Here is a 21836-nt window from a genome sequence, read left to right as displayed (position 1 = left end):
TGCCTTTTCTTCCGGCGCGGCGTCGATCGACGAGTAGTCCTTGAACTCACCGCCAAAGCGCTCGGCACCGATCTTGGTCAGTGCGGCGGTCAGCGTGGTCTTGCCGTGGTCAACGTGACCGATGGTGCCGACATTGACGTGCGGCTTGGTGCGCTCGAACTTACCCTTGGCCATGGCTGCTTATCTCGAAATCGTCTGAATTGGTAGCACTTAGATGGTGCTCACGAAAGGAATCGAACCTTCGACCTCCTCCTTACCAAGGAGGTGCTCTACCGACTGAGCTACGTGAGCGAGTTTTGTATTATGGCACGAATTTGAATATATTCAAACTCATTCAATGGAGCGGGAGACGGGGATCGAACCCGCACCATCAGCTTGGAAGGCTGAGGTTCTACCATTGAACTACTCCCGCATCGGAAGCTCTTGCCACAACATGAAACTGGTGGAGGGAGGTGGATTCGAACCACCGAAGGCGTAAGCCAGCAGATTTACAGTCTGCCCCCGTTGGCCGCTTGGGTATCCCTCCTTACCACCCTGTCCCGTGGCGCCGAAGCGTTTTCGGTGTGGGGTGGAAGAGCCGTGAATTTTGGGGATAAACGGGGGTTCTGTCAACAACCTTTTTGAATTTTTTCACATGATTGTTCAATTGCCTTGTCGGAACGGGCTATTGGCCCGGCAACGGCAGTGTTTCGCTGGCGAAGATCGCCACATGCGGCACGCCATCGGCACCGATCCAGCCGCGATACATGCCCTGGGTATTGAACGGCGTCGCCGCGCGACCGTCGGCGGCGAGCACGATCGCGCCGCCATCGCCACCGAGGGCGGGAATGCGCTCGTTGATCACCGCACGCCCCGCGTCCACCGGGCCCTGCTTGAGGTACTGCATGCGCGCACAGATATCGTGCGCGGCTGCAGTGCGGATGTAGTACTCGCCCCAGCCCGTCCCCGATACCGCGCATCCTGCATCGGCATAGGTGCCCGCGCCGATGATCGGTGAGTCGCCCACACGGCCATAGCGCTTGTTGGTCATCCCCCCGGTGGAGGTGCCGGCGGCGAGCTTGCCGTCCTTGTCCAGCGCGACCGCCCCGACGGTGCCAAAGTGGCGCGCCGTTTCCAGATCCGCATGGGCCTGGCCGCTGGCCTCTTCCTTCAGCGCCTTCTGCAGCTGCTGCCAGCGCTTGTCCGTGCGGAAATACGACGGATCCACCAAGGGAATTCCCTGGGTGCTGGCGAAGGCCTCCGCGCCCTGCCCCACCATCATTACGTGCGCAGAGTGCTGCATCACCGCCTCGGCGAGCAGGATCGGGTTGCGCACGCGCTGCACACCGGCCACCGCGCCAGCCTTGAGCGTGGCGCCGTCCATCAGCGAGGCATCCAGTTCGTTGCGGCCATCGTGGGTGAACACCGCGCCCTTGCCTGCATTGAAGGTGGGATCATCCTCGAGCACGGTGATCGCCGCAGTGACCGCCTCCAGCGCCGGCTTGCCTGCCGCCAGCGCGGCATGCCCTTTGAGCAGCGCCTGCTGCAGGGCCGCGCGTGCGGCCTTTTCCTCGGCGGGCGACAGATCCCCGCGCTCCACCCCCGCGCCCCCATGGATGACCAGCACCGGCTCGGCAGCGGTGGCCGCCAGCGGGAGAGACAGGCACAGCGACAACATCACCACAGCAGAACGCGACATGGGCAGGCACTCTCAAGGGACGAGGCCTCATCATGGCACGCGCGTCGGGCCATCCACGCGCGTGGCCATGACCTCAAAACGCACGCCACAGCATCCACGCATGGCGTGGATCTACCGGCGCAGCTGCAGGCGCCCCTCCCGGATATCCGCCGTCATCTCGAACGCCGCGTCGTCCACCCGGAAGCCATCCAGGTGCAGGCGACTGCCCTCGCCCACACCGGTCACCGGGATGGCGAGAAAATCCAGCGGTTTACCACCGCGCAGGCGATCGGGGGTGTGCTGCGGCATCACCAGCCACGCATAGCCGCCATCGCGGCTGAACACCCGGCCGGTGCCGTCGGCCTCCACGCACAGCGCGGTGTCTTCATCCACGCCGAGGCCGACCATGCCCTGCTGCCCGCTGCGCTGGGCGGCACGGGCCACGAAGACGATCAGGCGGCCGAGCCGGTCGCGCTTGCCGAAATGGGTATCGGTGATCACGTTGGCCAGGTACGGCATGGCCAGGAAATCGCTGTCCAGCGTCACCGCCCGGCCCATGGGATCGCGCAGGGCGCGCCGGGACGTCACGCTGCCGCCATCCAGGGCGCCGTAGCTGTAGCCCCCCAGGATGGCCAACCCGGCACTGGTCCCGGCGATCGGCCGCCCGGCGCGGACGTGCGCATTGAGCGCCGCGTTCACCGCCGTGCCCTTCCAGAAACGGATATAGCGCGACTGGTCGCCGCCGGCGATGAAGATCGCATCGGCGGCGGCGATCACCCCCAGCACCGCCGGGTCGTCGGCCGCGCGCCGGCTGTTGAACACCAGGGTCTGTACCGAGGCCGCCCCACCGATCTCCCGGTAGAGCCGGTTCTGCAGCTCATCGGCACCGGAGGCGCGCAGGATCACCACCCGGCCATGGCCGGCACGCGCCAGCCACCACTGGAAAGCGGCCGGCACCCATTCGCCACCGCCCATCAGCATCATCGCCGGCTCGGTATGGGTGGCGCGCGGGGCATCCAGGGCGCCCACCTCGTAATAGCGATAGCCCTGGTCCTGCAGACTGCGCGAATCCTGGGCATGGAGGGGGAGCGGGAGCGCGGCGAGCAGCAGCCACAGGAGGGAATGGATCGGCCGGAAACCCTTGTGCACGTTGACCTCCCTGAATAAAAAGGGCGTGTAAGCGTTTTCACTCTTTGCCAGAGAAATTGGCAGTGGTCAACCCCGTAAAAAAGGCGTTAAATGCGCGCCGTCCATTCGCGAAATGTGAATGGGGGACAGGCCTCCCTCGAGGCCGACACTTTCTTCTCGAGAATTCTCATGCGTAAACAGGCGATGGCGTGGTCGATCCAGCTGGCGTTGATGGGTGTGGCCGCAACTGCGGGCGCCCAGACACCCGCCCCCGGGGTGCAGCAACTGGATACGGTGCAGGTCACCGGCTCGCGCATTCCGCGCGCGCAGGTGGAGGGGCCGGCCCCGGTCACCGTCATCACTGCCGAGCAGATCCAGGCCAGCGGCTTCACCAGCGTGCCGGACGTGCTGCGCTCGATGACCCAGAACGGGGGGGAGACCCAGAGCCAGCAGTCCTCCAGCGGCGCGGACTTCTCGCCCGGTGCGCAGCAGGTCGACCTGCGCGGCCTGGGGCCCAACCACACCCTGGTGCTGGTCAACGGCCGCCGCATCGCCGATTTCCCGATGCCCTTCCAGGGCCGCAGCAACTTCACCGACGTCTCCAACATCCCGATCGGGATGATCGAGCGCATCGAAGTGCTGACCGGCAGCGCCTCGGCGATCTACGGCTCGGACGCCATTGCCGGCGTGGTCAACTTCATCCTGAAGAAGCAGGTCGATGGCACCACGGTCGACATGCGCATGGGCACCACCAGCGAAGGCGGCGGTGAGTCCTTTGACATGAGCATCGCCAGTGGCTTCGACGCCGGCCGCTTCAGCGCGGTCTACAGCCTGGAACTGCAGTCCCAGACCCCACTGTGGGCGTATGAGCGCAGCCAGCAGGATTCCACCTTGGATGCACCGACCGAGAGCGCCCGCGCCTTGCGTCGCGCCTACCTGCGCACCGACTACAACGACGACTACCTGGACCCGGGCCAGGCAACCTGCGATGCGCTGGCCGGCCAGAACAACGGCAGCACCCAGTACGCCGAGCGTGCGCGGTATGGCTTCTACTGCGGCAGCGACCGCTCGATCGGCTACGGCACGATCCTGAGCAAGCGCCGCGGTGCCAACGGCTATGCCGCGCTGCGCTACGCCTTCGACAACGGCGCAGAATGGTTCGCCGATGTGCAGATGGGTTACCACGACCTGGCGCTGATGCGCGATGTCACCCAGTGGGGCCGCATGGCCGCCGACGGCAATGAAGACGGCTACTTCTACAACCAGGCCACCGACCAGGTGGAGTTCTGGCAACGCCAGTTCTCCCCCGAGGAAATGGGCGGACTCAACAACGGCATGGTGCGCAGCACCCAGAAGACCTTCAGCGTGACCACCGGCTTCAAGGGCGCCCTCGGTGCGGACTGGGAATACGAGGCTTCGCTGAGCCATTCGCAGTATCAATCCAGCATCCGCTGGCCGCAGATCATCGCCGCCAAGGCCAATGCGCTGTTCCTGGGCGAGCAGCTGGGCGAGTACACCGATGACGACGACAACGTGTTCCCGGTGTTCAACGCCGACCCGGCGCGCCTGTACCGGCCGCTGAGCCGCAGCGAGTACGATTCGATCGCCGCACGCACCACCTATACCCCGAAGTCGCGTACCGATACCGCCGCGCTGACCCTGACCAACGGCGAGCTGTTCGAGCTGCCGGGCGGCAAGGCCGGCTTCGCGGCGACCGCCGAGTTCGGCAATCAGGCCTACGCACTGAATCCGGACCCGCTGGCGACGCAGTACTACTACTACAGCTGGAAGGATTCGGACGGCCACGGCAGCCGCAACCGCTGGGCGACCGCGGCCGAGCTGCGCCTGCCGCTGCGTGACACGTTCAACGTCAGCGTGGCCGGGCGCTTCGACCAGTACCGCTACTCCGGCAACACGATCGGCAAGGCGACCTGGAGCGGTGGTCTGGAATGGCGCCCGATCGAGACCCTGCTGGTGCGTGGCTCCTACGGCACCGCCTTCCGCGCGCCAGACCTGCACTACGTGTATGCCGGCCCGGGCAATGATGAAACCAGTGCCAACGACTACTACGCCTGCGCGGTGGACGGCAGTGATGACTGCTCGGATTACGAGGAGAACCTGATCCGCACGCGCGAAGGCAATCGCCAGCTGGATCCGGAAACGAGCACCTCGTGGAGCGCTGGCTTTGTGTGGTCGCCGGCAGCGGGGCTGGACCTGTCGGTGGACTGGTTCGATATCGACATGCGCGACCAGGTGCAGGACATGGATGTGAGCACCATCCTGCGCGACGAGGCGGCCTGCCGCCTGGGCGGCGCCGATGCGGCCTCGCCGACCTGCGTGGATGCGATCAGCCGGGTTACCCGCACCAGTGATGGCCGCCTGTATGGTGTGCACGTGAGCCCGATCAACATCGCGCGCGAAACGACCCGCGGCATTGATGTGGGCCTGCGCTACCGCCTGAGCACCGGGATCGGCGATTTCATCCTCAGCGGCAACCACACCTGGGTGAAGACGCACGATTTCCAACAGTTTGACGGCGATGTGGTCGAGGACCAGTTCGCGATCAACAGCGGTTTCGACATTCCGCGCACCAAGACCAGTGCGAGTGTGACGTGGGAGAACGCGGCGTGGTCGGCCACGCTGTACGGCTCACGGCTGGGCAAACTGCCCACCTACGACAGCTACGACCAGAGCTTTGATCCGGACAGCGGTGACAGCCCGTGGATCGCGGCGACGTACCGCTACAACGTGTCGCTGCAGTACCGCTTCGATGACCATTCGCGCCTGTCGCTGTCGGTGGTGAACGTGGGCAACAAGATGCCGCCGAAGGACGCGACGTACACGCCGTATCCGTACTACGACGTCTCCTGGTTCGACACCGTGGGCCGGACGCTCAATCTCCAGTACACCCACAAGTTTGGCGGTACGGCGCTGTAAGCGCCGCTTCCGCTGGTCAGGGGATCAAAGACGGAGGCAGTGCCTCCGTCTTTTTTTTGTTCTGCGGCCGCTGGCCTGCGTCACCCGTTGCCGGGTGCGCTGTCTTTGTTTTCCACATGCGTCGTGGAAAGCCATGGGGGTTTGGTGTGGACAAGTCCATGCAAGCCATGCAGCGCAACGCTTTCAGGACGTGGCTGTTTTTTGTCCAAACACCATCGCGGTTTTCCACACACACCGTGGAAAGCGATGGGGCTTTGCTGTGGACAACCCTGTGTGAGCGATGCACTGCAACGGTTTTCAGTGGTGGTCAGAAATTGTCCACATCGCCTGCGGGCGGGTCAGATGGGTTGCCGGCCAGCGGCCGGCACTACCGCACGCGGGTTTTCCACATGGTGCGTGGAGAGGCGTGGGGGTTTGTTGTGGACAAGTGAGGAAGAGGCATACCAGGCAAGGGTTTCGGTGCCTGGTCATTTTTTATCCAACCCATTCTGGTGTGGAATGCGCTCCCCCCCGAACGCAAACGCCCCGCTCAGGGCGGGGCGTTGCGGGCATCAACGTGCGATGGAATCAGACGTTGAAGCGGAAGTGCAGGATGTCGCCTTCCTGGACGCGGTATTCCTTGCCTTCCAGGCGCAGACGACCCGCTTCCTTGGCACCGGCCTCGCCCTTGTACTTGATGAAGTCGTCATACGCGATGGTTTCGGCGCGGATGAAGCCCTTCTCGAAGTCGGTGTGGATCACGGCGGCGGCCTGCGGGGCGGTGGCGCCCTTGCGCACGGTCCATGCACGGACTTCCTTCACGCCTGCGGTGAAGTAGGTCTGCAGGCCCAGCAGCTGGTACGCGGCGTAGATCACGCGGTTCAAGCCCGGCTCGGACAGGCCCAGGTCGGCCAGGAAGGTATCGCGGTCTTCGTCGTCGAGCTGGGACAGCTCTTCTTCGATCGCAGCCGAGACCGGCACCACCTGCGCACCCTCTTCGGCGGCACGGGCGCGCACGGCATCCAGATGCGGGTTGTTCTCGAAACCGTCTTCCAGCACGTTGGCGATGTACATCACCGGCTTGAGGGTCAGCAGGAACAGGTCACGGACCAGCGCCTTCTCTTCCTCGTCCAGGCCGGCGGTACGACCCGCCTTGCCGTCGGCCAGCGCGGCCTGCAGCTTGGCCAGCACCGGCTTGCGGGCCGCGGCTTCCTTGTCGCCCCCCTTGGCAGCGCGCTCGGCGCGGTTCAGCGCCTTCTCGACGCTGTCCAGATCGGCCAGGGCCAGCTCGGTATCGATGGTGTCGATATCCGACAGCGGGTCGACCTTGTTGTTGACGTGGATGACGTCGGCGTTCTCGAAGCAGCGCACCACGTGGGTGATCGCATCCACTTCGCGGATGTGGGCCAGGAACTTGTTGCCCAGGCCTTCACCACTGGCCGCGCCGGCGACGAGGCCGGCGATGTCGACGAACTCCACCGCGGTCGGGATGACCTTCTGCGGGTTGATGATGGCAGCCAGCTCGTTCAGGCGCGGATCCGGCACCGGCACGATGCCGACGTTCGGTTCGATCGTGCAGAACGGGAAGTTGGCCGCCGCGATGCCCGCCTTGGTCAGCGCATTGAACAGGGTCGATTTGCCGACGTTGGGCAGACCGACGATGCCGCATTTGATACCCATCTTTGACAACCTCTGGGGTGAAAGTGATTGGGGAAGCAGCGACGTTCGGCGCTGCTTTTCCAATCATTTTCCGTACCGACCCGCGGTCGGTACCTACCGGTAACGTCAGTCACCGGTCACGTTACTTCGGGGTGTGCAGCCGCTTCATCGCTTCGCTGAAATCGCCCTTCACTGCCAGCGGCAGGACGTCGATCGCATCGTTGACGGCATGACCGATCAGCACATCATCGTCCTTGCTGGCACGCCCCAGCACCCACGGGACCACGCGGTCCTTGTGGCCGGGATGGCCAATGCCGATGCGCAGGCGGTGGAACCGGCCATGGCCGAGCAGGCGGATGGTGTCGCGCAGGCCGTTCTGGCCGCCGTGGCCACCGTCGAACTTGAGCCGTGCCACGCCGGGCGGCAGGTCCAGCTCGTCGTGCGCCAGCAGCGTCTCTTCCGGTTCGATCTTCCAGAAGCGCTGCGCCGCGGTGACCGATTTGCCACTGAGGTTCATGAAGGTGGCGGGCTTGAGCAGCCACACCGGCTGGCCGGCGATGTCGACCTTGGCGGTCTCGCCGAACAACTTGCTGTCCACGCTCCAGCGCGCACCGGCCTGTTCGACCAGGGCGTCAATGAAACGAAACCCGGCATTGTGCCGGGTCTGGGCGTGCTCGGGTCCGGGGTTGCCCAGACCAACGATCAATCGCAATCCTGTCATTACTCTTCTTTCGTCGGTACCCGCCCTGTGCCGGTACATACAGAAACGGCGCCTGCCCCGAAGGACAGGCGCCGCAATCACTTACTCTGCAGCCGGCGCTTCGTCGGCAGCTTCTTCCTTGCCGAGCTTGGCGGTGACGATCGCATCGTCATGGTCCTTGCCCTGGGCCAGCGCCGGGATCTCGACGCCCTTCGGCAGCTTGATGTCCGACAGGTAGATCACGTCACCAGCCTTCAGGTCGGCCAGGTCGACGTCGATCGATTCCGGCAGGTCCTTCGGCAGGCAGGTGATGCTCACTTCCTTCAGTTCGTGGGTGACCACGACGTCGGCAGCCTTGCCAGCCGGCGAGGTGTCTTCGTTGATGAAGTGCAGCGGGACGTTGGCGGTCAGCGCTTCGTTCTCGTTCACGCGCAGGAAATCCAGGTGCAGGATCAGCTGCTTGAACGGGTGGCGCTGCATGTCACGCAGCAGCACCTTGGTGACCTTGCCATCCAGGTTCAGGTCCAGGATGGACGAGTAGAACCACTCGTTCTGCTGGGCCAGCCAGATTTCGTTGTGGTTGAGCTGGATGACGCTCGGCTCGACGTCGCCGCCGTAGATGATCGCCGGGATCTGGCCAGCGCCACGCAGGCGGCGGCTCGCACCCTTGCCTTGCAGTTCGCGCTGGACGACCTTGATTTCATGATTCTTGGCCATGCTGATTTACTACCTTCGTTGTTTGCCGCGCCATGGTGGCGAGGCGATGAGGGGAGATCCGCGACCAGATCTCCCCGGGAAACCACCCACCGTTGCCGGTGGGCGGAAAAATCAATCCACGTACAGCGAGCTGACCGACTCACCGAAGGCGATGCGGCGCATCGTCTCGGCCAGCATTTCCGCCACGCTGAGCTGGCGGATCTTGCTGCACACCCGCGCCTCTTCACGCAGCGGGATGGTGTCGGTCACCACCAGCTCATCGAGCTGGGAGTTGTTGATGTTGTCCACCGCCGGGCCCGAGAGCACGGCGTGGGTGCAGTACGCGGCGACCTTGAGGGCGCCACGCGCCTTCAGGGCTGCAGCGGCCGCACACAGGGTGCCGGCGGTATCGACGATGTCATCGACCATCACGCAGGTCTTGCCTTCGACGTCACCGATGATGTTCATCACGGTGGAGACGTTGGCGCGCGGGCGGCGCTTGTCGATGATCGCCAGATCGGCATCGTCCAGGCGCTTGGCGACGGCGCGCGCGCGCACCACACCACCCACGTCCGGGGACACCACGATCAGGTTTTCCGTGCCGTAGGCGCGCCAGATATCGGCGAGCAGCAGCGGCGAGGCGTATACGTTGTCCACCGGCATGTCGAAGAAACCCTGGATCTGATCGGCATGCAGATCCACCGTCAGTACCCGGTCAGCCCCCACAGCGCTGAACATCTTTGCGGCCACCTTGGCGGTGATCGGCACGCGCGAGGAACGCATGCGGCGATCCTGGCGCGAGTAGCCGAAATACGGCACCACGGCGGTGACACTGTTGACCGAAGCGCGCTTGAGCGCATCGATCAGGACCAGCAGTTCCATCAGGTTCTCTGCGCTGGGTGCACAGGTCGGCTGGATCACGAACACGTCCTGCTTACGGACGTTTTCCTCGATCTCGACCTGCACTTCACCATCGGAGAAGCGCGACACCAATGCCTTGCCAGGCCGCACCCCCAGTTCCTTGCAGATGCTCTGCGCAAGGCGCTTGTTGGCGTTGCCGGAAAATACCAGCAGGTTGGGGTGTTCTTGCATCATGACGGTCTCGGGCGGGAGCGATTGGCGGAGAACTGGGCCGCCGGCACCCGGAGGTGTCTGCGGTGACAACACCGCGGCGTATGCACCGCGCCCGCGCAGACATGCGCATGGAGTCGCGGCAGATATCCGCTAGTGGCAGGGGCGGGAGGATTCGAACCTCCGAATGCCAGGATCAAAACCTGGTGCCTTGGGCCTCTTGGCGACGCCCCTGCATCAAAATCAGTAACGCTCGAGTACATCAAGCAGTGGCGAGCGCTCCACGCCCGCAGCCACCCATGCCCGCAGTTCCTTCGGCAATTGCGCCAGGCCCTGCTCTGCAGCAGCGCGCGTGGCGAACTCGACGAAACAACCGCTTCCCGACCCGGTGAGTCGTGCCCGGCCGATACTGCTCAACGCTGCGAGCGCTGCCTCTACGGCAGGTTCGCGGCGGCGCAGGACCGGCTCGAACGCATTCCCGAGCAAAGACCCGGAAGCGAAGTCCGCTATTTTCGCCACTGGGGCATCCCGCGTCAAATCCGGTGATGCGAAAAGTGCGGGAGTCGGCACGTGAACGCCGGGATGGACCAGCACAAACCAGGCCGGCGGCAGGGCGATCGGGGTCAGCAGTTCGCCCACGCCCTCGGCCCAGGCGTTGTGCCCGCGCACGAAGACCGGCACATCCGCGCCCAGCTGCAGACCCAGCGCGGCCAGCGCGTCGACCTCCAGACCGGCGCCCCACAGGCGGTTCAGTGCGACCAGGACGGTGGCGGCATCGGAGGACCCGCCGCCGAAACCGCCGCCCGCCGGAACGCGCTTTTCGACGACGATATCGGCACCTTGGGCGATGTTCGCAGCATCCTTCAACAGGTGCGCGGCGCGGATCGCCAGATCATCGGCCTCGGCAACGCCGGCCACGGAGGTGCCCTCACGGCGGATCCGGCCATCGTCGCGGACACGCAGATGGATCCGATCGCCCCAATCCAGCAACCGGAACACGGTCTGCAGCTGGTGGTAGCCGTCCGGGCGCCGCCCGGTGATGTGGAGGAACAGATTCAGCTTGGCCGGGGCCGGCCAGGTCGACCCGCCGTCGACTGCATCCAGCCTGCTCATGGCGTGGCCAGCACCCAGCTGTCGACCACCAGGCGGACCTTGGCGTCGCCATTGACCGCTTCGATCCGGCGCGGCAGCACCGGGCGACCGGCCTCGGCCGGATACCAATCCAGGTACTGGATCTCCCAGCCCAGCTGCTGCACGCGGCGCGGGCGGCCTTCGCCGTCGCGCTCGATGCGCTCGGCCGGGGCCGCATCGGCGACCAGGCCGCGCACCCAATCGGGCAGCTGGTTGACCGGGATATCCCAGCCGGTGGCGTCCAGCAGGACCTGCTGGGCATCGTCGCCCTCGCGCGTGCCGCCTTCCAGACCTTCCAGGCGGCCGCCTTCATGATGGCTGTCGCCGGTCAGCTTCCAGCTCTGCCGGGTGACCGGGGCACTGAGTTCCACCACATATCCCTGGCCCTGCTGCTGCCAGTCGATGCGGCCGTTGCCGCCATTGCGGCCCTTGCTGATCGCCACCCGGCCCTGGAACGACCAGGCCGGCTGCGCGCGCACCGCAGTGACACGCTCGGCCTCAGCCTGCTGCGCAGCGGGAGAGACAGTGGTGACCACGGTCGGGGCGGAGGGGGCCTTGCGCTCATCCAGGGACACGCACGCGGAGAGCGACAACACCACGGCCGCGGCGAACGCGGCCTTCAGGGACAGCAGATTCATACGCCGTATTTCTCGATCACGCGCTGCAGGGCGCGGTTGTCCGGGTCCAGCTTGCGGGCCTCTTCAAAGAAGTGGCGCGCCTCGTCCTTCTTGTTCAACACCCACAGCACCTCGCCCACATGCGCGGCGATCTCCGCATCTTTGGCCAGGGTCCAGGCGCGGCGCAGCTGCACCAGCGCGTCTTCGTTGCGGCCCAGGCGATACAGCACCCAGCCGTAACTGTCGACGATGGCGGCGTTGTCCGGCTCGGCCACGCGCGCGCGGTCGATCAGTTCCAAGGCTTCCTGATAACGCTGCGTGCGGTCGGCCAGGGTATAGCCGAGCGCGTTGAGCGCGGCGATGTTCTCCGGATCGGTGACCAGCACCTTGCGCAGGTCGGCCTCGGCGCGCGGGATGTCATCGCGACGCTCCCAGGCCAGCGCGCGGGCATACAGCAGCGCGTTTTCGTCCGGATACGCGGCCAGGCCACGGCCCAGCGCGTCCAGCTCACCGGCATCGTCGTTGCCGCGCTGGCGCAGCTCGGCCTCGAGCAGGTAGGCATCACGGCGGGCATCGTCATCAACGGTGGCATCGGACTGGATCGCGTGCACTTCGGCCAGTGCCTTGTCGGTGCGGCCCAGTTCGTTCTGCGCATTGGCCGCGCGCAGGCGCGATTCATCGCGCTCCGGGCCACCGGGCACGCTGTGATACCAGTTGACCGCTTCCTCGTAGCGCTTGAGGTACTCGGCGATCTTGCCCAGCAGCAGGCGCTGGGCCGGATCCGGCTTGGTCGCCTGCCCGGAGAGTTCGGTATACAGGGCCAGCAGGCCCGGGTCGTCCTTCTGCTTGGCCAGCAGCGAGGCGCGCATGCCGTAGGTCTGCACATCCTGCGGGCCGACCGCCAGCACGCGCTCGGCCGCAGCCGGCTGGCCCATCAGGTCATAGGAGATCGCCACCGCATTACGCAGCTCGGGGTCCTGCAGGGTCTTGGGCTCCACGCCCTTCAACAGGGCCAGCGCCTCATCGGACTTGCCGGCCTGGGTGAGCTGACTGGCGTGCAGCAGGGCCACGCGCGGCTCGTCCGGGAAGCGCTTGACCACCTCATCGACCATGCGCCGGGCCAGCTCGGGCTGCTCCATGCGCATGGCCAGGCGGCCGAACTCCTGCCAGACCTCCAGGCGGTCGGGGATGGCATTGGCATCCACCAGCTCGCCCAGCACCTGGGCCGGAACCTTGGGATCGCTGCCGCCGCTGATCAGGGCGCCGATCGCGAACTTCCAGGCGGTGGGGTCCGGGTCCTTGAGCAGCGCCTGCAGTTCGGTGCGGGCGGCCTTCACCTTGTTCTGGCGCATGTCCAGCGCGGCGGTGCTGCTGCGCATGGCCAGTGAGCGCGGCGCACGCTGCTCCCACAGGGCCAGCGCGCGGGCCGCGCGCTTGTCATCGTTGGCCAGCATGGCGATCCGGGAGGCGCGCTCGGCCAGGCCGGCATCGCCTTCACTGGCCTCGGCCGCCTCCAGGTACCAGCGCGCGGCGTCGCCCAGTTTGCCTGCCTGCAGGGCGAATTCGCCCGCCATGACCGGGGCCAGGGGGACCGCCTCGGCCGTGCTGTTCTTGGCCTTCGCCGGGGCTGCCGGGGGGGCGGCCAGGGCGTTGGCGGTGAACAAAGACAGCAGCAGAACGCTGGAGATGCGAATCAATGCGGGCATCGGGGGCATCTGAGCCTTAAAATGACGACTTGAATGGCCAGCAGCTTATCGCAAGCAACTGAACAATGACCCTGTGGGTGCTCGGACTGAATCACCAGACCGCGCCAGTGGAACTGCGCGAACGCGCCTCCTTTGGCGGCGACGCCCTGCCCCAGGCATTGGCGTCGCTGCGCGATACGCCACAGGTGGCCGAGGCGGTCCTGCTCTCCACCTGCAACCGCACCGAGCTGTACGCGGTGGCCGAATCCGGTGACGCGCTGGCGCAGTGGCTGGAGTCACAGGCCGGCACCTTGCATGGGTACCTCTATCAGCACGCCGACGCCGACGCGGTGCGCCACCTGTTCCGGGTGGCCACCGGGCTGGACTCGATGGTGCTGGGCGAACCGCAGATCCTGGGCCAGGTGAAGGATGCCTGGGCCCTGGCGCGTGATCATGGCCTGCTCGGCCAGCGCCTGGACCGGCTGTTCCAGCAGACCTTCTCGGTGGCCAAGCGCGCCCGCACCGATACCCGCGTGGGCGCCAACCCGGTGTCGGTGGCGTCCACCGCGGTGCGCCTGGCGCAGAACTCGTTCGCGCGGCTGGACGATTCCACCGTGCTGCTGGTCGGCGCCGGCGAGACCATCGAGCTGGCCGCGCGCCATCTCAGCGAAGGGCGCGTGCGGCGGCTGCTGATCGCCAACCGCACCCTGGCCCATGCGCAGGAGCTGGCCAGCCGTCATGGCGGCGTCGCCCTGCCCCTGAGTGAGCTGGACCGCCATCTGGGCGAGGCCGACGTGGTGTTCTCGGCCACCGCCGCGCGTGAGCCGGTGATCACCCGCGCGCACGTGGCCGCCGCACTGAAAACCCGCAAGCACAAGCCGATGCTGCTGTTCGATCTGGCCGTGCCCCGCGATATCGAGGCCGGCGTGGGCGAACTGGCCGACGCCTTCCTGTACACCGTGGATGATCTGGAGCGCGCGGTCGAAGACAACCGCCGCAGCCGCCGGGAAGCCGCGGCCGAGGCCGAAGCGATCATCGAGCTGCAGGTCGCCCGTTTCGTGGAAACGCTGCAGGCCAGCGTGCACCAGGCCCCGCTGCGGCAACTGCGCGCCTATGGCGAAGCGACCCGCGTGGAGATGCTGGAGAAAGCCCGCCAGCAGCTGGCCCACGGCAAATCACCGGAAGAGGTGCTCGAGCTGCTCGCGCACGGCCTGACCAACCGCCTGCTGCACCCGCCGACCGCCGCCCTGCGCGCGGCCGCGCTCAGCGGCGATACTGAACTCACCCGCGCCGCCGAGCGCCTGTTCCCGGCCAAGCCGGGTTACCAGCACCCTGCCGTGCGTACCGATGTAGCGAGGAACGATGACGCCGACCCTGCGCCGTAAGCTGGAAGCGCTGGCCGAGCGCCGCGAAGAACTGGAACGCCTGTTGTCCGACCCGGCCGTGGTCGGCGACAACGACCGTTTCCGCGCGCTCTCGCGCGAGCTTTCGCAGCTGGAGCCGGTCGCCACGGCGCTGGCTGACGAGGCCCGTGCCAAGGCCGATCTCGCCGCCGCAGAGGCGATGCGCGAGGACCCTGACCTGCGCGAGCTGGCCGAGGAGGAAATCACCGCCGCGCAGCAGCGCCTGCAGCAGCTGGACGAAGCACTGGCCCTGTTGCTGGTGCCGCGCGATCCGCGCGATGACGGCAACCTGTTCCTGGAAGTCCGCGCCGGTACCGGCGGTGACGAGGCAGCGATCTTCGCCGGCGACCTGTTCCGCATGTACGCCCGCTATGCCGAGCGCCAGGGCTGGAAGGTCGAGATCGAATCGGACAACCCGGGCGAACATGGCGGCTACAAGGAAGTGGTGGCGCGCGTGGTCGGCCGTGGCGCCTTCTCACGCCTGAAGTTCGAATCGGGCACGCACCGCGTGCAGCGCGTGCCGGCGACCGAGTCGCAGGGCCGCATCCATACCTCGGCCGCGACGGTAGCGATCATTCCCGAGGCGGATGACGTCGAGGACGTGGTGATCAACCCGGCCGACCTGCGCGTGGACACCTACCGCTCCTCCGGCGCCGGTGGCCAGCACGTCAACAAGACCGAGTCGGCGATCCGCATCACCCATCTGCCCACCGGCGTGGTGGTGGAATGCCAGACCGAGCGCAGCCAACATGCCAACCGCGACAAGGCGATGAAGCGTCTCAAGGCACAGCTGCTGGATACCGAACGCAGCAAGCAGGCTGCCGCGCAGGCCGAAAGCCGCCGGCTGCAGGTCGGCAGCGGCGACCGCAGCCAGCGCATCCGCACCTACAGCTTCCCGCAGGGACGGATCACCGACCACCGCGTGGAAGGGCTGACCCTGTACGACCTGCCCAACATCCTGACCGGTGATCTTGATGCACTGGTCAGCCGGCTGACCCACGAACACCAGGCCGACGAGCTGGCCCGGCTCGCGGAAGGCAGCTGAGCATGCCCGCCCCGGCGCGGCAGCGATGAGTGTCGATCCGCAGCGTCTGCAGTTGCGCCAGGCGGTGCAGCGGCAACCGGCCGATTTCATTGCGTGGGTGATGCTGGCCGATGCGGAGCTGGAAGCCGGCGATGTGCGCGCCGGCGAACAGGCCGCCACCCGTGCACTGCAGCTGCGCGGCGACCATCCCGAGGCCCTGGCCCGGCTGGGGCGCGCGCGCTGGATGCAGGGCCGCCATGGCGAGGCCGCGACACTGCTGCGCCAGGCGGCGGACCGCGCGCCCCAGCACCCCGGCATCACCCTGTGGCTGGGCCACGCACTGGAAGACGCGGGGCAGCCTGAGGCGGCCGCCGATGCGTATCGCCATGCGCACCGTCTGCTGCCGGGCGAGCCCTACATCACTGCGCAGCTGCTCAACTGGCAGCGCCGGCTGTGCGATTGGCGGGATCTGGAGCGATTGTCGGTGCTGGTGCGCCAGGCCGTCGCGCAGGGCCAGGCGGTGGTCGAGCCGTTCGCCTTCCTCAGCGAAGACAGCAGCGCCGCCGAGCAGCTGGCCTGCGCCCGCCAGCGCGCGGCGGCGCTGGCCGAGGGCATCCCGCGGTTGCCGCCGGCCACCGTGCGCCCGCACGGCACGCTGCGGGTCGGCTTCCTCTCCAACGGTTTCGGCGCGCATCCCACCGGGCTGCTGACCGTCGCCCTGTTCGAACAGCTGCGCGCGCTGGGCACGCTGGAACCGCATCTGTTCGCGCTCAGCGCGGACGACGGCAGCAGCATCCGCCAGCGTCTGCAGCAGGCCGCCCACACATTGCACGATGTCAGCGCGCAGCCGCATCAGGTGATCGCCCGGCGCATCCGCGAGGCTGGCATCGATGTGCTGTTCGATCTGCGCGGCTGGGGCGGCGGTGGCACCCCGCAGGTACTGGCGATGCGCCCGGCCCCGGTGCAGATCAACTGGCTGGCCTACCCGGGTAGCTCCGGCGCGCCGTGGATCGATCATGTGCTGGCCGATGCCTTCGTGCTGCCCGACGCGCTGGCACCGGCCTTCAGCGAGAACGTGCGGCGCCTGCCGCGCGCGTTCCAGCCCTCGGACAACACCCGCGTGCTGGAGCCGGTGCCCTCGCGCGGGGACTGCGGCCTGCCTGCGCAGGGCGTGGTGCTGTGCTGTTTCAACAACAGCTACAAGCTCAATCCGCGCAGCGTGCAGCGGCTGTTCGCGGTGTTGCATGGCGTGCCCGGCAGCGTGTTGTGGCTGCTGTCCGGGCCGGGCACTGCCGATGCACGGCTGCGCAGCGCGGCACGCCAGGCACGGCTGGATCCGGCGCGACTGGTGTTCATGCCACGCCTGCCGCACCCGCAGTACCTGGCGCGTTACCAGCACGCCGACCTGTTCCTGGACACGCATCCGTACAACGCCCACACCACCGCCTCCGATGCGCTGTGGGCCGGCTGCCCGGTGCTCACCTGCCCGGGCGCGACGTTCGCCTCACGCGTGGCCGGCAGCCTCAATCATCACCTGGGCATGCACGCGTTCAACGTGGCCGATGACGCGGCGTTCGTGGCCGCCGCCATCCGGCTCGGCAACGACCCGGCCGCGCTGCAGGCCGCGCGCGCCACGCTGGCGCAACGGCGCGAGGACAGCGGCCTGTTCGACATGGCCGGTTTCGCGCGCGACATCGCCGAGGTGATCCAAACGCTTGCGCGCGAACGCGGCTGGGAGGGCCCACACATCGCCTGAGCATCGGCTGCGCTAGGCTCGGGCTTCCCTGTGAATCACCGAGGCACGCCGATGGGCAAGCTCAAGCGCAAGGACTACCAGGCCCTGCTGGAACCGATGCAACTGGAACTGGCGGCGATGGCGCGCTGGGTGCAGCACACCGGGCAGCGCGTGCTGGTGCTGTTCGAAGGCCGCGACACCGCGGGCAAGGGCGGTGCGATCCAGGCGATCGCCGAGCATCTCAATCCGCGCCAGTGCAAGGTGGTCGCGCTGCCCAAGCCGACCGACCGCGAAAGCACGCAGTGGTATTTCCAGCGCTATGTCTCCCACCTGCCTGCGGCCGGCGAGATCGTGCTGATGGACCGCAGCTGGTACAACCGCGCGGGCGTCGAGCATGTCATGGGCTATTGCACCGAAGCGCAGTACCGCAGCTTCCTGGCGCAGACGCCGGTGTTCGAGAAGCTGCTGATCGACGATGGCATCGTGCTGTTCAAGTACTGGCTCAGCGTGGACCAGGCACAGCAGGAAAAGCGCTTTGCCGAGCGCCACCTCGATCCGCTCAAGGGCTGGAAGCTGTCGCCGGTGGACCTGAAATCACGCAGCAAGTACAGCGCCTATACCGAGAGCCGCGAAGCGATGCTGCGCGCCACGCATAACGATGATGCCCCGTGGACGCTGGTGGACTTCAACGACCAGAAGCGCGGGCGGCTGGGCCTGATCCGCAACCTGCTCGATCGTCTGCCCGATACCCGCGTGGACGAACCGGTACTGGCGCTGCCGCCGTTGAAGGGCAAGCTGCACAAAGAGCACTTCGGGGTCTTGAAGCCGATCGAACCCTTCGTCGTCGGGTAGATCCACGCATGGCGTGGATTTACCGGGCACAGCGAGGCACAGGCATGCCGGGTATCAGCCGGCACTGCCGTGAGGCTCAGCCTTCCTTGATCCGCGCTTCGATGTCATGCGCGGTGACCGGCCCGAGGAACTCCTTGGCGACCTTGCCGTCCGGCGCGATCAGGTAGGTCATCGGCAGGCCGCGCGGGATCGCGAAGTCTTCCGGCGGGTTGTACGTATCCACGATCACGATCGGATAGGTGACCGGACGCTTCTCCAGGAAGGCCTTCATCTCGGCCGGTTCGATGTCCTCGAAAGCCAGCCCGACCACCTCGATTTCATTGCGCATCGCGTGCAGCGCGGAGAGCTCGGGCATTTCCTTGCGGCACGGGGCGCACCAGGTTGCCCAGAAGTTCACCACCACCCACTTGCCGCGGTGCGCCGCCAGATCGTAGTCGGTGCCGTCCAGCGCCTTGGCTTTCAGCGTCGGCTGTTCGACGGTCTTGCGCTCGGTGGCCGGCACGGCGTCGGTCGGCGGCGCGGCGGGTTCGTTGATCGGGGCCGGGGCGGCAGGCGCGGCGGCCTCGCTCTGTGCGGCGGGCTTGTTGCAGGCGGCCAGCGTCAGCAGGCCCAGGGCCAGCAGCAGGGGCTTGGCGGTCATGGTTTGTCTCCGGGGGTCGAGTAGATGTCGCTGACGCGGCGTTTGAGCAGTTCGCGCAGCGGCAGGCGCAAGGTGTCCAATGCGGCCACCGAGGCCGTGCCCAGGCTGTCGTCGCGATACGGCAGGTAGGCCTCCTTGATCGGGATCCGCATCTGCGTGGTCTCGTACAGGTCGGCCAGGGTGAGTTTGTCCAGGTCGCGCGCGAGCAGCCATTCGCCCTGCTCGTCGCGGCGCACCACGCGGATCGCTTCCAGGTCGCAGAGCAGCGTCTGCAGCAGCGAATCGGTCAGCATCGGCTCCAGCCGCAGGATCTCATCGTCATCCAGGCTGCGCCCTTCGGCACGCGCCTGGTGGAAGCGGCCGATAAGGCGCAGCAGGCCATAGATCTCATAGCCCACCGGCAGGCGCAGGTCGGCTGGCTGGTAGCGGAACGCGGCGATCGAGGAGGCGAGCGACGCGCCGAGCAGCACCGAGACCCAGCACAGGTAGATCCACAGCAGCAGGATCGGCACGAAGGCGACGGTGCCGTAGAGCTTCTGGTAGGACTGGAAGCTCCCCAGGTAAGCGCCCATGCCCCACTTCACCAGCTCCAGCATGATCGCAGCCAGGATCGCGCCGGGGACGGCATGGCGCCATTTGACCGTGTGGTGCGGCACTACGCGGTAGACCAGCATGATGCAGACGAACTCGATCAGGATCGGCGCGACCGTCAGTGAGACGTTGGCCAGCCAGCGGCCTTCGCTGGTGCCGAACAGCGGCAGCGCGAACACCCGCGCCGAGACCGCCAGCGAGGCGGCAGCGAGCATCGCGCCGAGGGTGAGCACGGTCCAGTACACGAGGAAGCGGGTCAGCTTCGGCCGGGTCGAACTCACCCGCCAGATCTGGTTGAAGGTTTCTTCCACGCTGTTGAGCGTGATCAGCAGCGAGACCACCAGGGCGATGAAGCCAGCGGCGGTCAATTGCCCGGCACTGGCCGAGAACTGTCGCAGGTAGCCTTCGGCGGCGCGCGCAGCGTTGGGCACGAAGTTGGAGAACACGTAGTCGCTGAGGGTGTCGCTCCAGCGGTCGAACACCGGGAACGCCGAGAGCACCCCGAACACCACGATGGCCAGCGGCACCAGCGCGAACACGGTGGTGTAGGCCAGCGAGGCGGCTGCCTGGAACAGGCGGTCATCCAGGAAGCGGCGCCACAGGAAGCGGCCGAAGCTGATCGTGCGCGCGCGGTCCCGGACGCGTTCGATCCACAGGTTGATCGTATCGAGAGGTTCCATCGGCGCAAGGGTACCCGATGACGGGTGTGGGGCATGCACGGACCTCGCCCTGAGCGGGCTGCGTTGCCATACTGCCGGCATCGGACGCAATGAGATGAAAGCGAAATGGCGGAGATCCTGGTGCTGTACTACAGCCGTGGCGGTTCAGTGGCACGGCTTGCCCGCCAGATTGCGCGCGGCATCGGCGAGGTGCCGGGCATGAGCGCGCGGCTGCGCACCGTGCCCCCGGTGGCGGCGGTGACGCAGACCGCGCTGCCCCCGGTGCCCGAGGATGGCGCACCGTATGTGAGCGTGGCCGACCTGGCCGAATGCACCGGGCTGCTGCTGGGCAGCCCGACCCGCTTCGGCAACATGGCCGCGCCGGTGAAGCACTTCCTGGACGGCCTGGGCGCGGAATGGGTCAACGGGACATTGGCCGGCAAGCCGGCGGGCGTGTTCACCTCGACCGCGTCGCTGCACGGGGGGCAGGAGTCGACGCTGTTGTCGATGCAGGTGCCGCTGCTGCACCACGGCTGCCTGATCGTGGGTATCCCGTTCACCGAGCCGGCGCTGAGCCATACCACCACCGGCGGCACGCCGTATGGCGCCAGCCATGTGGCCGGGGCGGACGACAACCCGGTGCCGAGCGAGGATGAGAGCATCCTGGCGCGGGCGCTGGGGCGGCGGGTGGCCGATATCGCACGGCGGCTGGCGTGAGTACGCGCGCCCAGGAGATCGTGCTGGCCCTGCTGCTGGTGGCGCTGGCGGTGCTGTTCGCGGTCTGGTTCGCGCAGGACAAGCATTGGCTGGCCACCCAGCTGGTGTTCACCCTGCCGCCGCTGCTGCTGGCGCTGGGCGTGCTGGTGCGGCGTGGCAAGGCGATGTTCTGGGCCGGCGTGCTGGCGCTGTTCTGGTTCAGCCACGGGGTGATGAGCGCCTGGAGCCATCCGGAGGTGGCGCTGTGGGCCTGGCTCGAGCTGGGGCTGGCGCTGGCGGTGATCGGGGTGGCCAGCACGCCAGGGCTGCGGCGCCGTTTCGGGCGCAGGACGCCGGCCGGCTGAGGCCGCTGCGGCGCGCGCCTGCATCGGGCCGTCGGCGGCCGTATCATCTACCGGTCGGCGCGGCGGTTCCGTGCCCTTCTGTCTGGTACCCAGGATGCTTGCAATGGAAGAACTACTGATCATCACCACCGGTGGCACGATCGACAAGATCTACTTCGACGACAAGTCGGACTATCAGATCGGTGATCCGCAGATCGGGATGATCCTGCGCGAACTGGGCGTGACCTTCCGTTTCAATGTGATCCCGATCCTGCGCAAGGATTCGCTGCACATCACCGACGATGACCGTGAGTTGATCCGGGCGACGATCGCCGCGCAGCCGACGCGCCATGTGCTGGTCACGCACGGCACCGATTCGATGGTGCAGACGGGCCAGGTGTTGAAGTCGATCACCGACAAGACGATCGTGATGACCGGTGCATTGAGCCCGGCGCGCTTCCGCGGCTCGGATGCGGAGTTCAACATCGGGTGTGCGATCGGTGCGGTGCAATCGTTGCCGAGCGGTGTGTACATCGCGATGAACGGCCGGATCTGGAATCCGGAACAGGTGCGCAAGAACGTGGCGGCCAACCGGTTCGAAGCGGCGTAATCACTGTTGATTGAACGAACGC

The 21836-nt window shown here is 66.8% G+C and carries 20 protein-coding genes and 4 tRNA genes; 8 read left to right on the top strand and 16 right to left on the bottom strand.

The window, feature by feature from the left end; all coding sequences use genetic code 11:
- From ACW6W5_RS14615 to ACW6W5_RS14590, 6 genes are all read right to left on the bottom strand, one after another.
- The coding region (locus tag ACW6W5_RS14615) for a GTP-binding protein (RefSeq protein WP_239503271.1) at window positions 1-174 on the bottom strand (174 nt) is incomplete at its 3' end.
- Window positions 175-215: 41 nt separating this feature from the next.
- Window positions 216-291, bottom strand: a tRNA-Thr gene (locus tag ACW6W5_RS14610).
- Window positions 292-338: 47 nt separating this feature from the next.
- A tRNA-Gly gene (locus ACW6W5_RS14605) sits at window positions 339-412 on the bottom strand.
- A 28-nt stretch (window positions 413-440) separates the two neighbouring features.
- A tRNA-Tyr gene (locus ACW6W5_RS14600) sits at window positions 441-526 on the bottom strand.
- 138 nt (window positions 527-664) lie between these two features.
- Window positions 665-1678, bottom strand: a complete 1014-nt coding sequence (locus ACW6W5_RS14595) for an isoaspartyl peptidase/L-asparaginase family protein (protein ID WP_183073842.1) — start codon at window positions 1676-1678, stop codon at window positions 665-667.
- Between the two features lie 111 nt (window positions 1679-1789).
- Complete coding sequence (locus ACW6W5_RS14590; protein WP_152153930.1) at window positions 1790-2806, bottom strand: cyanophycinase; 1017 nt, start codon at window positions 2804-2806, stop codon at window positions 1790-1792.
- A 168-nt stretch (window positions 2807-2974) separates the two neighbouring features.
- On the opposite strand from ACW6W5_RS14590, the gene ACW6W5_RS14585 reads away from it, so the two are divergent.
- Window positions 2975-5722, top strand: a complete 2748-nt coding sequence (locus ACW6W5_RS14585; protein WP_152153928.1) for a TonB-dependent receptor plug domain-containing protein — start codon at window positions 2975-2977, stop codon at window positions 5720-5722.
- 567 nt (window positions 5723-6289) lie between these two features.
- On the opposite strand, the gene ychF is transcribed toward ACW6W5_RS14585, so the two are convergent.
- The 8 genes from ychF to ACW6W5_RS14545 form a co-directional block, all read right to left on the bottom strand.
- Window positions 6290-7381: a redox-regulated ATPase YchF gene (gene ychF / locus ACW6W5_RS14580; RefSeq protein ID WP_088434937.1), complete on the bottom strand. Its 1092-nt coding sequence runs from the start codon at window positions 7379-7381 to the stop codon at window positions 6290-6292.
- A 121-nt stretch (window positions 7382-7502) separates the two neighbouring features.
- The gene (pth, locus tag ACW6W5_RS14575) at window positions 7503-8081 is read right to left on the bottom strand and encodes an aminoacyl-tRNA hydrolase (protein ID WP_121044551.1); all 579 of its coding nucleotides are present in this window, start codon (window positions 8079-8081) and stop codon (window positions 7503-7505) included.
- Window positions 8082-8162: 81 nt separating this feature from the next.
- On the bottom strand, window positions 8163-8777 hold the full coding sequence (locus tag ACW6W5_RS14570) for a 50S ribosomal protein L25/general stress protein Ctc (RefSeq protein WP_102789571.1): 615 nt from the start codon (window positions 8775-8777) through the stop codon (window positions 8163-8165).
- A gap of 111 nt (window positions 8778-8888) precedes the next feature.
- Window positions 8889-9848: a ribose-phosphate diphosphokinase gene (locus tag ACW6W5_RS14565; protein WP_026070235.1), complete on the bottom strand. Its 960-nt coding sequence runs from the start codon at window positions 9846-9848 to the stop codon at window positions 8889-8891.
- A 136-nt stretch (window positions 9849-9984) separates the two neighbouring features.
- A tRNA-Gln gene (locus ACW6W5_RS14560) sits at window positions 9985-10061 on the bottom strand.
- A gap of 9 nt (window positions 10062-10070) precedes the next feature.
- A complete protein-coding gene (gene ispE, locus ACW6W5_RS14555) occupies window positions 10071-10940 on the bottom strand; it encodes a 4-(cytidine 5'-diphospho)-2-C-methyl-D-erythritol kinase (RefSeq protein WP_152153926.1) in 870 nt (289 codons plus the stop codon).
- A complete protein-coding gene (lolB, locus tag ACW6W5_RS14550; RefSeq protein ID WP_152153924.1) occupies window positions 10937-11596 on the bottom strand; it encodes a lipoprotein insertase outer membrane protein LolB in 660 nt (219 codons plus the stop codon). Before lolB ends, ispE begins: the two co-directional genes overlap by 4 nt.
- The gene (locus tag ACW6W5_RS14545; RefSeq protein WP_193222854.1) at window positions 11593-13281 is read right to left on the bottom strand and encodes a tetratricopeptide repeat protein; all 1689 of its coding nucleotides are present in this window, start codon (window positions 13279-13281) and stop codon (window positions 11593-11595) included. The genes lolB and ACW6W5_RS14545 overlap by 4 nt, the downstream gene beginning before the upstream one ends.
- A gap of 65 nt (window positions 13282-13346) precedes the next feature.
- Between ACW6W5_RS14545 and hemA the strand changes: the two genes are divergently transcribed.
- From hemA to ppk2, 4 genes are read left to right on the top strand one after another with little or no spacing between them, the layout of a single operon-like run.
- Window positions 13347-14645, top strand: coding sequence for a glutamyl-tRNA reductase (hemA, locus tag ACW6W5_RS14540; RefSeq protein ID WP_152153920.1), 1299 nt, complete (start codon window positions 13347-13349; stop codon window positions 14643-14645).
- Window positions 14623-15708: a peptide chain release factor 1 gene (gene prfA, locus ACW6W5_RS14535; protein WP_152153918.1), complete on the top strand. Its 1086-nt coding sequence runs from the start codon at window positions 14623-14625 to the stop codon at window positions 15706-15708. Before hemA ends, prfA begins: the two co-directional genes overlap by 23 nt.
- Before the next feature lie 25 nt (window positions 15709-15733).
- A complete protein-coding gene (locus tag ACW6W5_RS14530; RefSeq protein ID WP_152153916.1) occupies window positions 15734-17443 on the top strand; it encodes an O-linked N-acetylglucosamine transferase, SPINDLY family protein in 1710 nt (569 codons plus the stop codon).
- Between the two features lie 51 nt (window positions 17444-17494).
- Window positions 17495-18274, top strand: a complete 780-nt coding sequence (gene ppk2, locus ACW6W5_RS14525; protein ID WP_121044572.1) for a polyphosphate kinase 2 — start codon at window positions 17495-17497, stop codon at window positions 18272-18274.
- 76 nt (window positions 18275-18350) lie between these two features.
- On the opposite strand, the gene ACW6W5_RS14520 is transcribed toward ppk2, so the two are convergent.
- Together ACW6W5_RS14520 and ACW6W5_RS14515 are read right to left on the bottom strand one after the other, a co-directional pair.
- The gene (locus tag ACW6W5_RS14520) at window positions 18351-18914 is read right to left on the bottom strand and encodes a TlpA family protein disulfide reductase (protein WP_121044575.1); all 564 of its coding nucleotides are present in this window, start codon (window positions 18912-18914) and stop codon (window positions 18351-18353) included.
- Window positions 18911-20185: a YihY family inner membrane protein gene (locus ACW6W5_RS14515; RefSeq protein ID WP_121044578.1), complete on the bottom strand. Its 1275-nt coding sequence runs from the start codon at window positions 20183-20185 to the stop codon at window positions 18911-18913. The genes ACW6W5_RS14520 and ACW6W5_RS14515 overlap by 4 nt, the downstream gene beginning before the upstream one ends.
- 105 nt (window positions 20186-20290) lie before the next feature.
- Between ACW6W5_RS14515 and wrbA the strand changes: the two genes are divergently transcribed.
- The 3 genes from wrbA to ACW6W5_RS14500 all read left to right on the top strand — a co-directional run bounded on the left by wrbA (window position 20291) and on the right by ACW6W5_RS14500 (window position 21814).
- Complete coding sequence (gene wrbA / locus ACW6W5_RS14510) at window positions 20291-20881, top strand: NAD(P)H:quinone oxidoreductase (protein WP_019186096.1); 591 nt, start codon at window positions 20291-20293, stop codon at window positions 20879-20881.
- On the top strand, window positions 20878-21225 hold the full coding sequence (locus ACW6W5_RS14505) for a DUF2069 domain-containing protein (protein ID WP_121044581.1): 348 nt from the start codon (window positions 20878-20880) through the stop codon (window positions 21223-21225). The genes wrbA and ACW6W5_RS14505 overlap by 4 nt, the downstream gene beginning before the upstream one ends.
- Window positions 21226-21328: 103 nt before the next feature.
- Entirely contained in the window at window positions 21329-21814 is a 486-nt protein-coding gene (locus tag ACW6W5_RS14500) for an asparaginase domain-containing protein (RefSeq protein WP_121044584.1), read from the top strand.
- The last annotated feature ends 22 nt before the right edge of the window (window positions 21815-21836 follow it).

Source organism: Stenotrophomonas sp. IS26 (assembly GCF_054188265.1).
The sequence above is the reverse complement of the archived record's forward strand: the minus strand, read 5'-3'. Positions and strand labels throughout refer to the sequence as shown.

Excerpts from the sequence above, each read along its gene's own strand:
- ACW6W5_RS14595 (WP_183073842.1), bottom strand. The coding sequence starts at position 1,678 with ATGTCGCGTTCTGCTGTGGTGATGTTGTCGCTGTGCCTGTCTCTCCCG.
- ACW6W5_RS14585 (WP_152153928.1), top strand. The coding sequence starts at position 2,975 with ATGCGTAAACAGGCGATGGCGTGGTCGATCCAGCTGGCGTTGATGGGT.
- ychF (WP_088434937.1), bottom strand. The coding sequence starts at position 7,381 with ATGGGTATCAAATGCGGCATCGTCGGTCTGCCCAACGTCGGCAAATCG.
- pth (WP_121044551.1), bottom strand. The coding sequence starts at position 8,081 with ATGACAGGATTGCGATTGATCGTTGGTCTGGGCAACCCCGGACCCGAG.
- ACW6W5_RS14570 (WP_102789571.1), bottom strand. The coding sequence starts at position 8,777 with ATGGCCAAGAATCATGAAATCAAGGTCGTCCAGCGCGAACTGCAAGGC.
- ACW6W5_RS14565 (WP_026070235.1), bottom strand. The coding sequence starts at position 9,848 with ATGCAAGAACACCCCAACCTGCTGGTATTTTCCGGCAACGCCAACAAG.
- ispE (WP_152153926.1), bottom strand. The coding sequence starts at position 10,940 with ATGAGCAGGCTGGATGCAGTCGACGGCGGGTCGACCTGGCCGGCCCCG.
- lolB (WP_152153924.1), bottom strand. The coding sequence starts at position 11,596 with ATGAATCTGCTGTCCCTGAAGGCCGCGTTCGCCGCGGCCGTGGTGTTG.
- ACW6W5_RS14545 (WP_193222854.1), bottom strand. The coding sequence starts at position 13,281 with ATGCCCGCATTGATTCGCATCTCCAGCGTTCTGCTGCTGTCTTTGTTC.
- hemA (WP_152153920.1), top strand. The coding sequence starts at position 13,347 with ATGACCCTGTGGGTGCTCGGACTGAATCACCAGACCGCGCCAGTGGAA.
- prfA (WP_152153918.1), top strand. The coding sequence starts at position 14,623 with ATGACGCCGACCCTGCGCCGTAAGCTGGAAGCGCTGGCCGAGCGCCGC.
- ACW6W5_RS14530 (WP_152153916.1), top strand. The coding sequence starts at position 15,734 with ATGAGTGTCGATCCGCAGCGTCTGCAGTTGCGCCAGGCGGTGCAGCGG.
- ppk2 (WP_121044572.1), top strand. The coding sequence starts at position 17,495 with ATGGGCAAGCTCAAGCGCAAGGACTACCAGGCCCTGCTGGAACCGATG.
- ACW6W5_RS14520 (WP_121044575.1), bottom strand. The coding sequence starts at position 18,914 with ATGACCGCCAAGCCCCTGCTGCTGGCCCTGGGCCTGCTGACGCTGGCC.
- ACW6W5_RS14515 (WP_121044578.1), bottom strand. The coding sequence starts at position 20,185 with ATGGAACCTCTCGATACGATCAACCTGTGGATCGAACGCGTCCGGGAC.
- wrbA (WP_019186096.1), top strand. The coding sequence starts at position 20,291 with ATGGCGGAGATCCTGGTGCTGTACTACAGCCGTGGCGGTTCAGTGGCA.
- ACW6W5_RS14500 (WP_121044584.1), top strand. The coding sequence starts at position 21,329 with ATGGAAGAACTACTGATCATCACCACCGGTGGCACGATCGACAAGATC.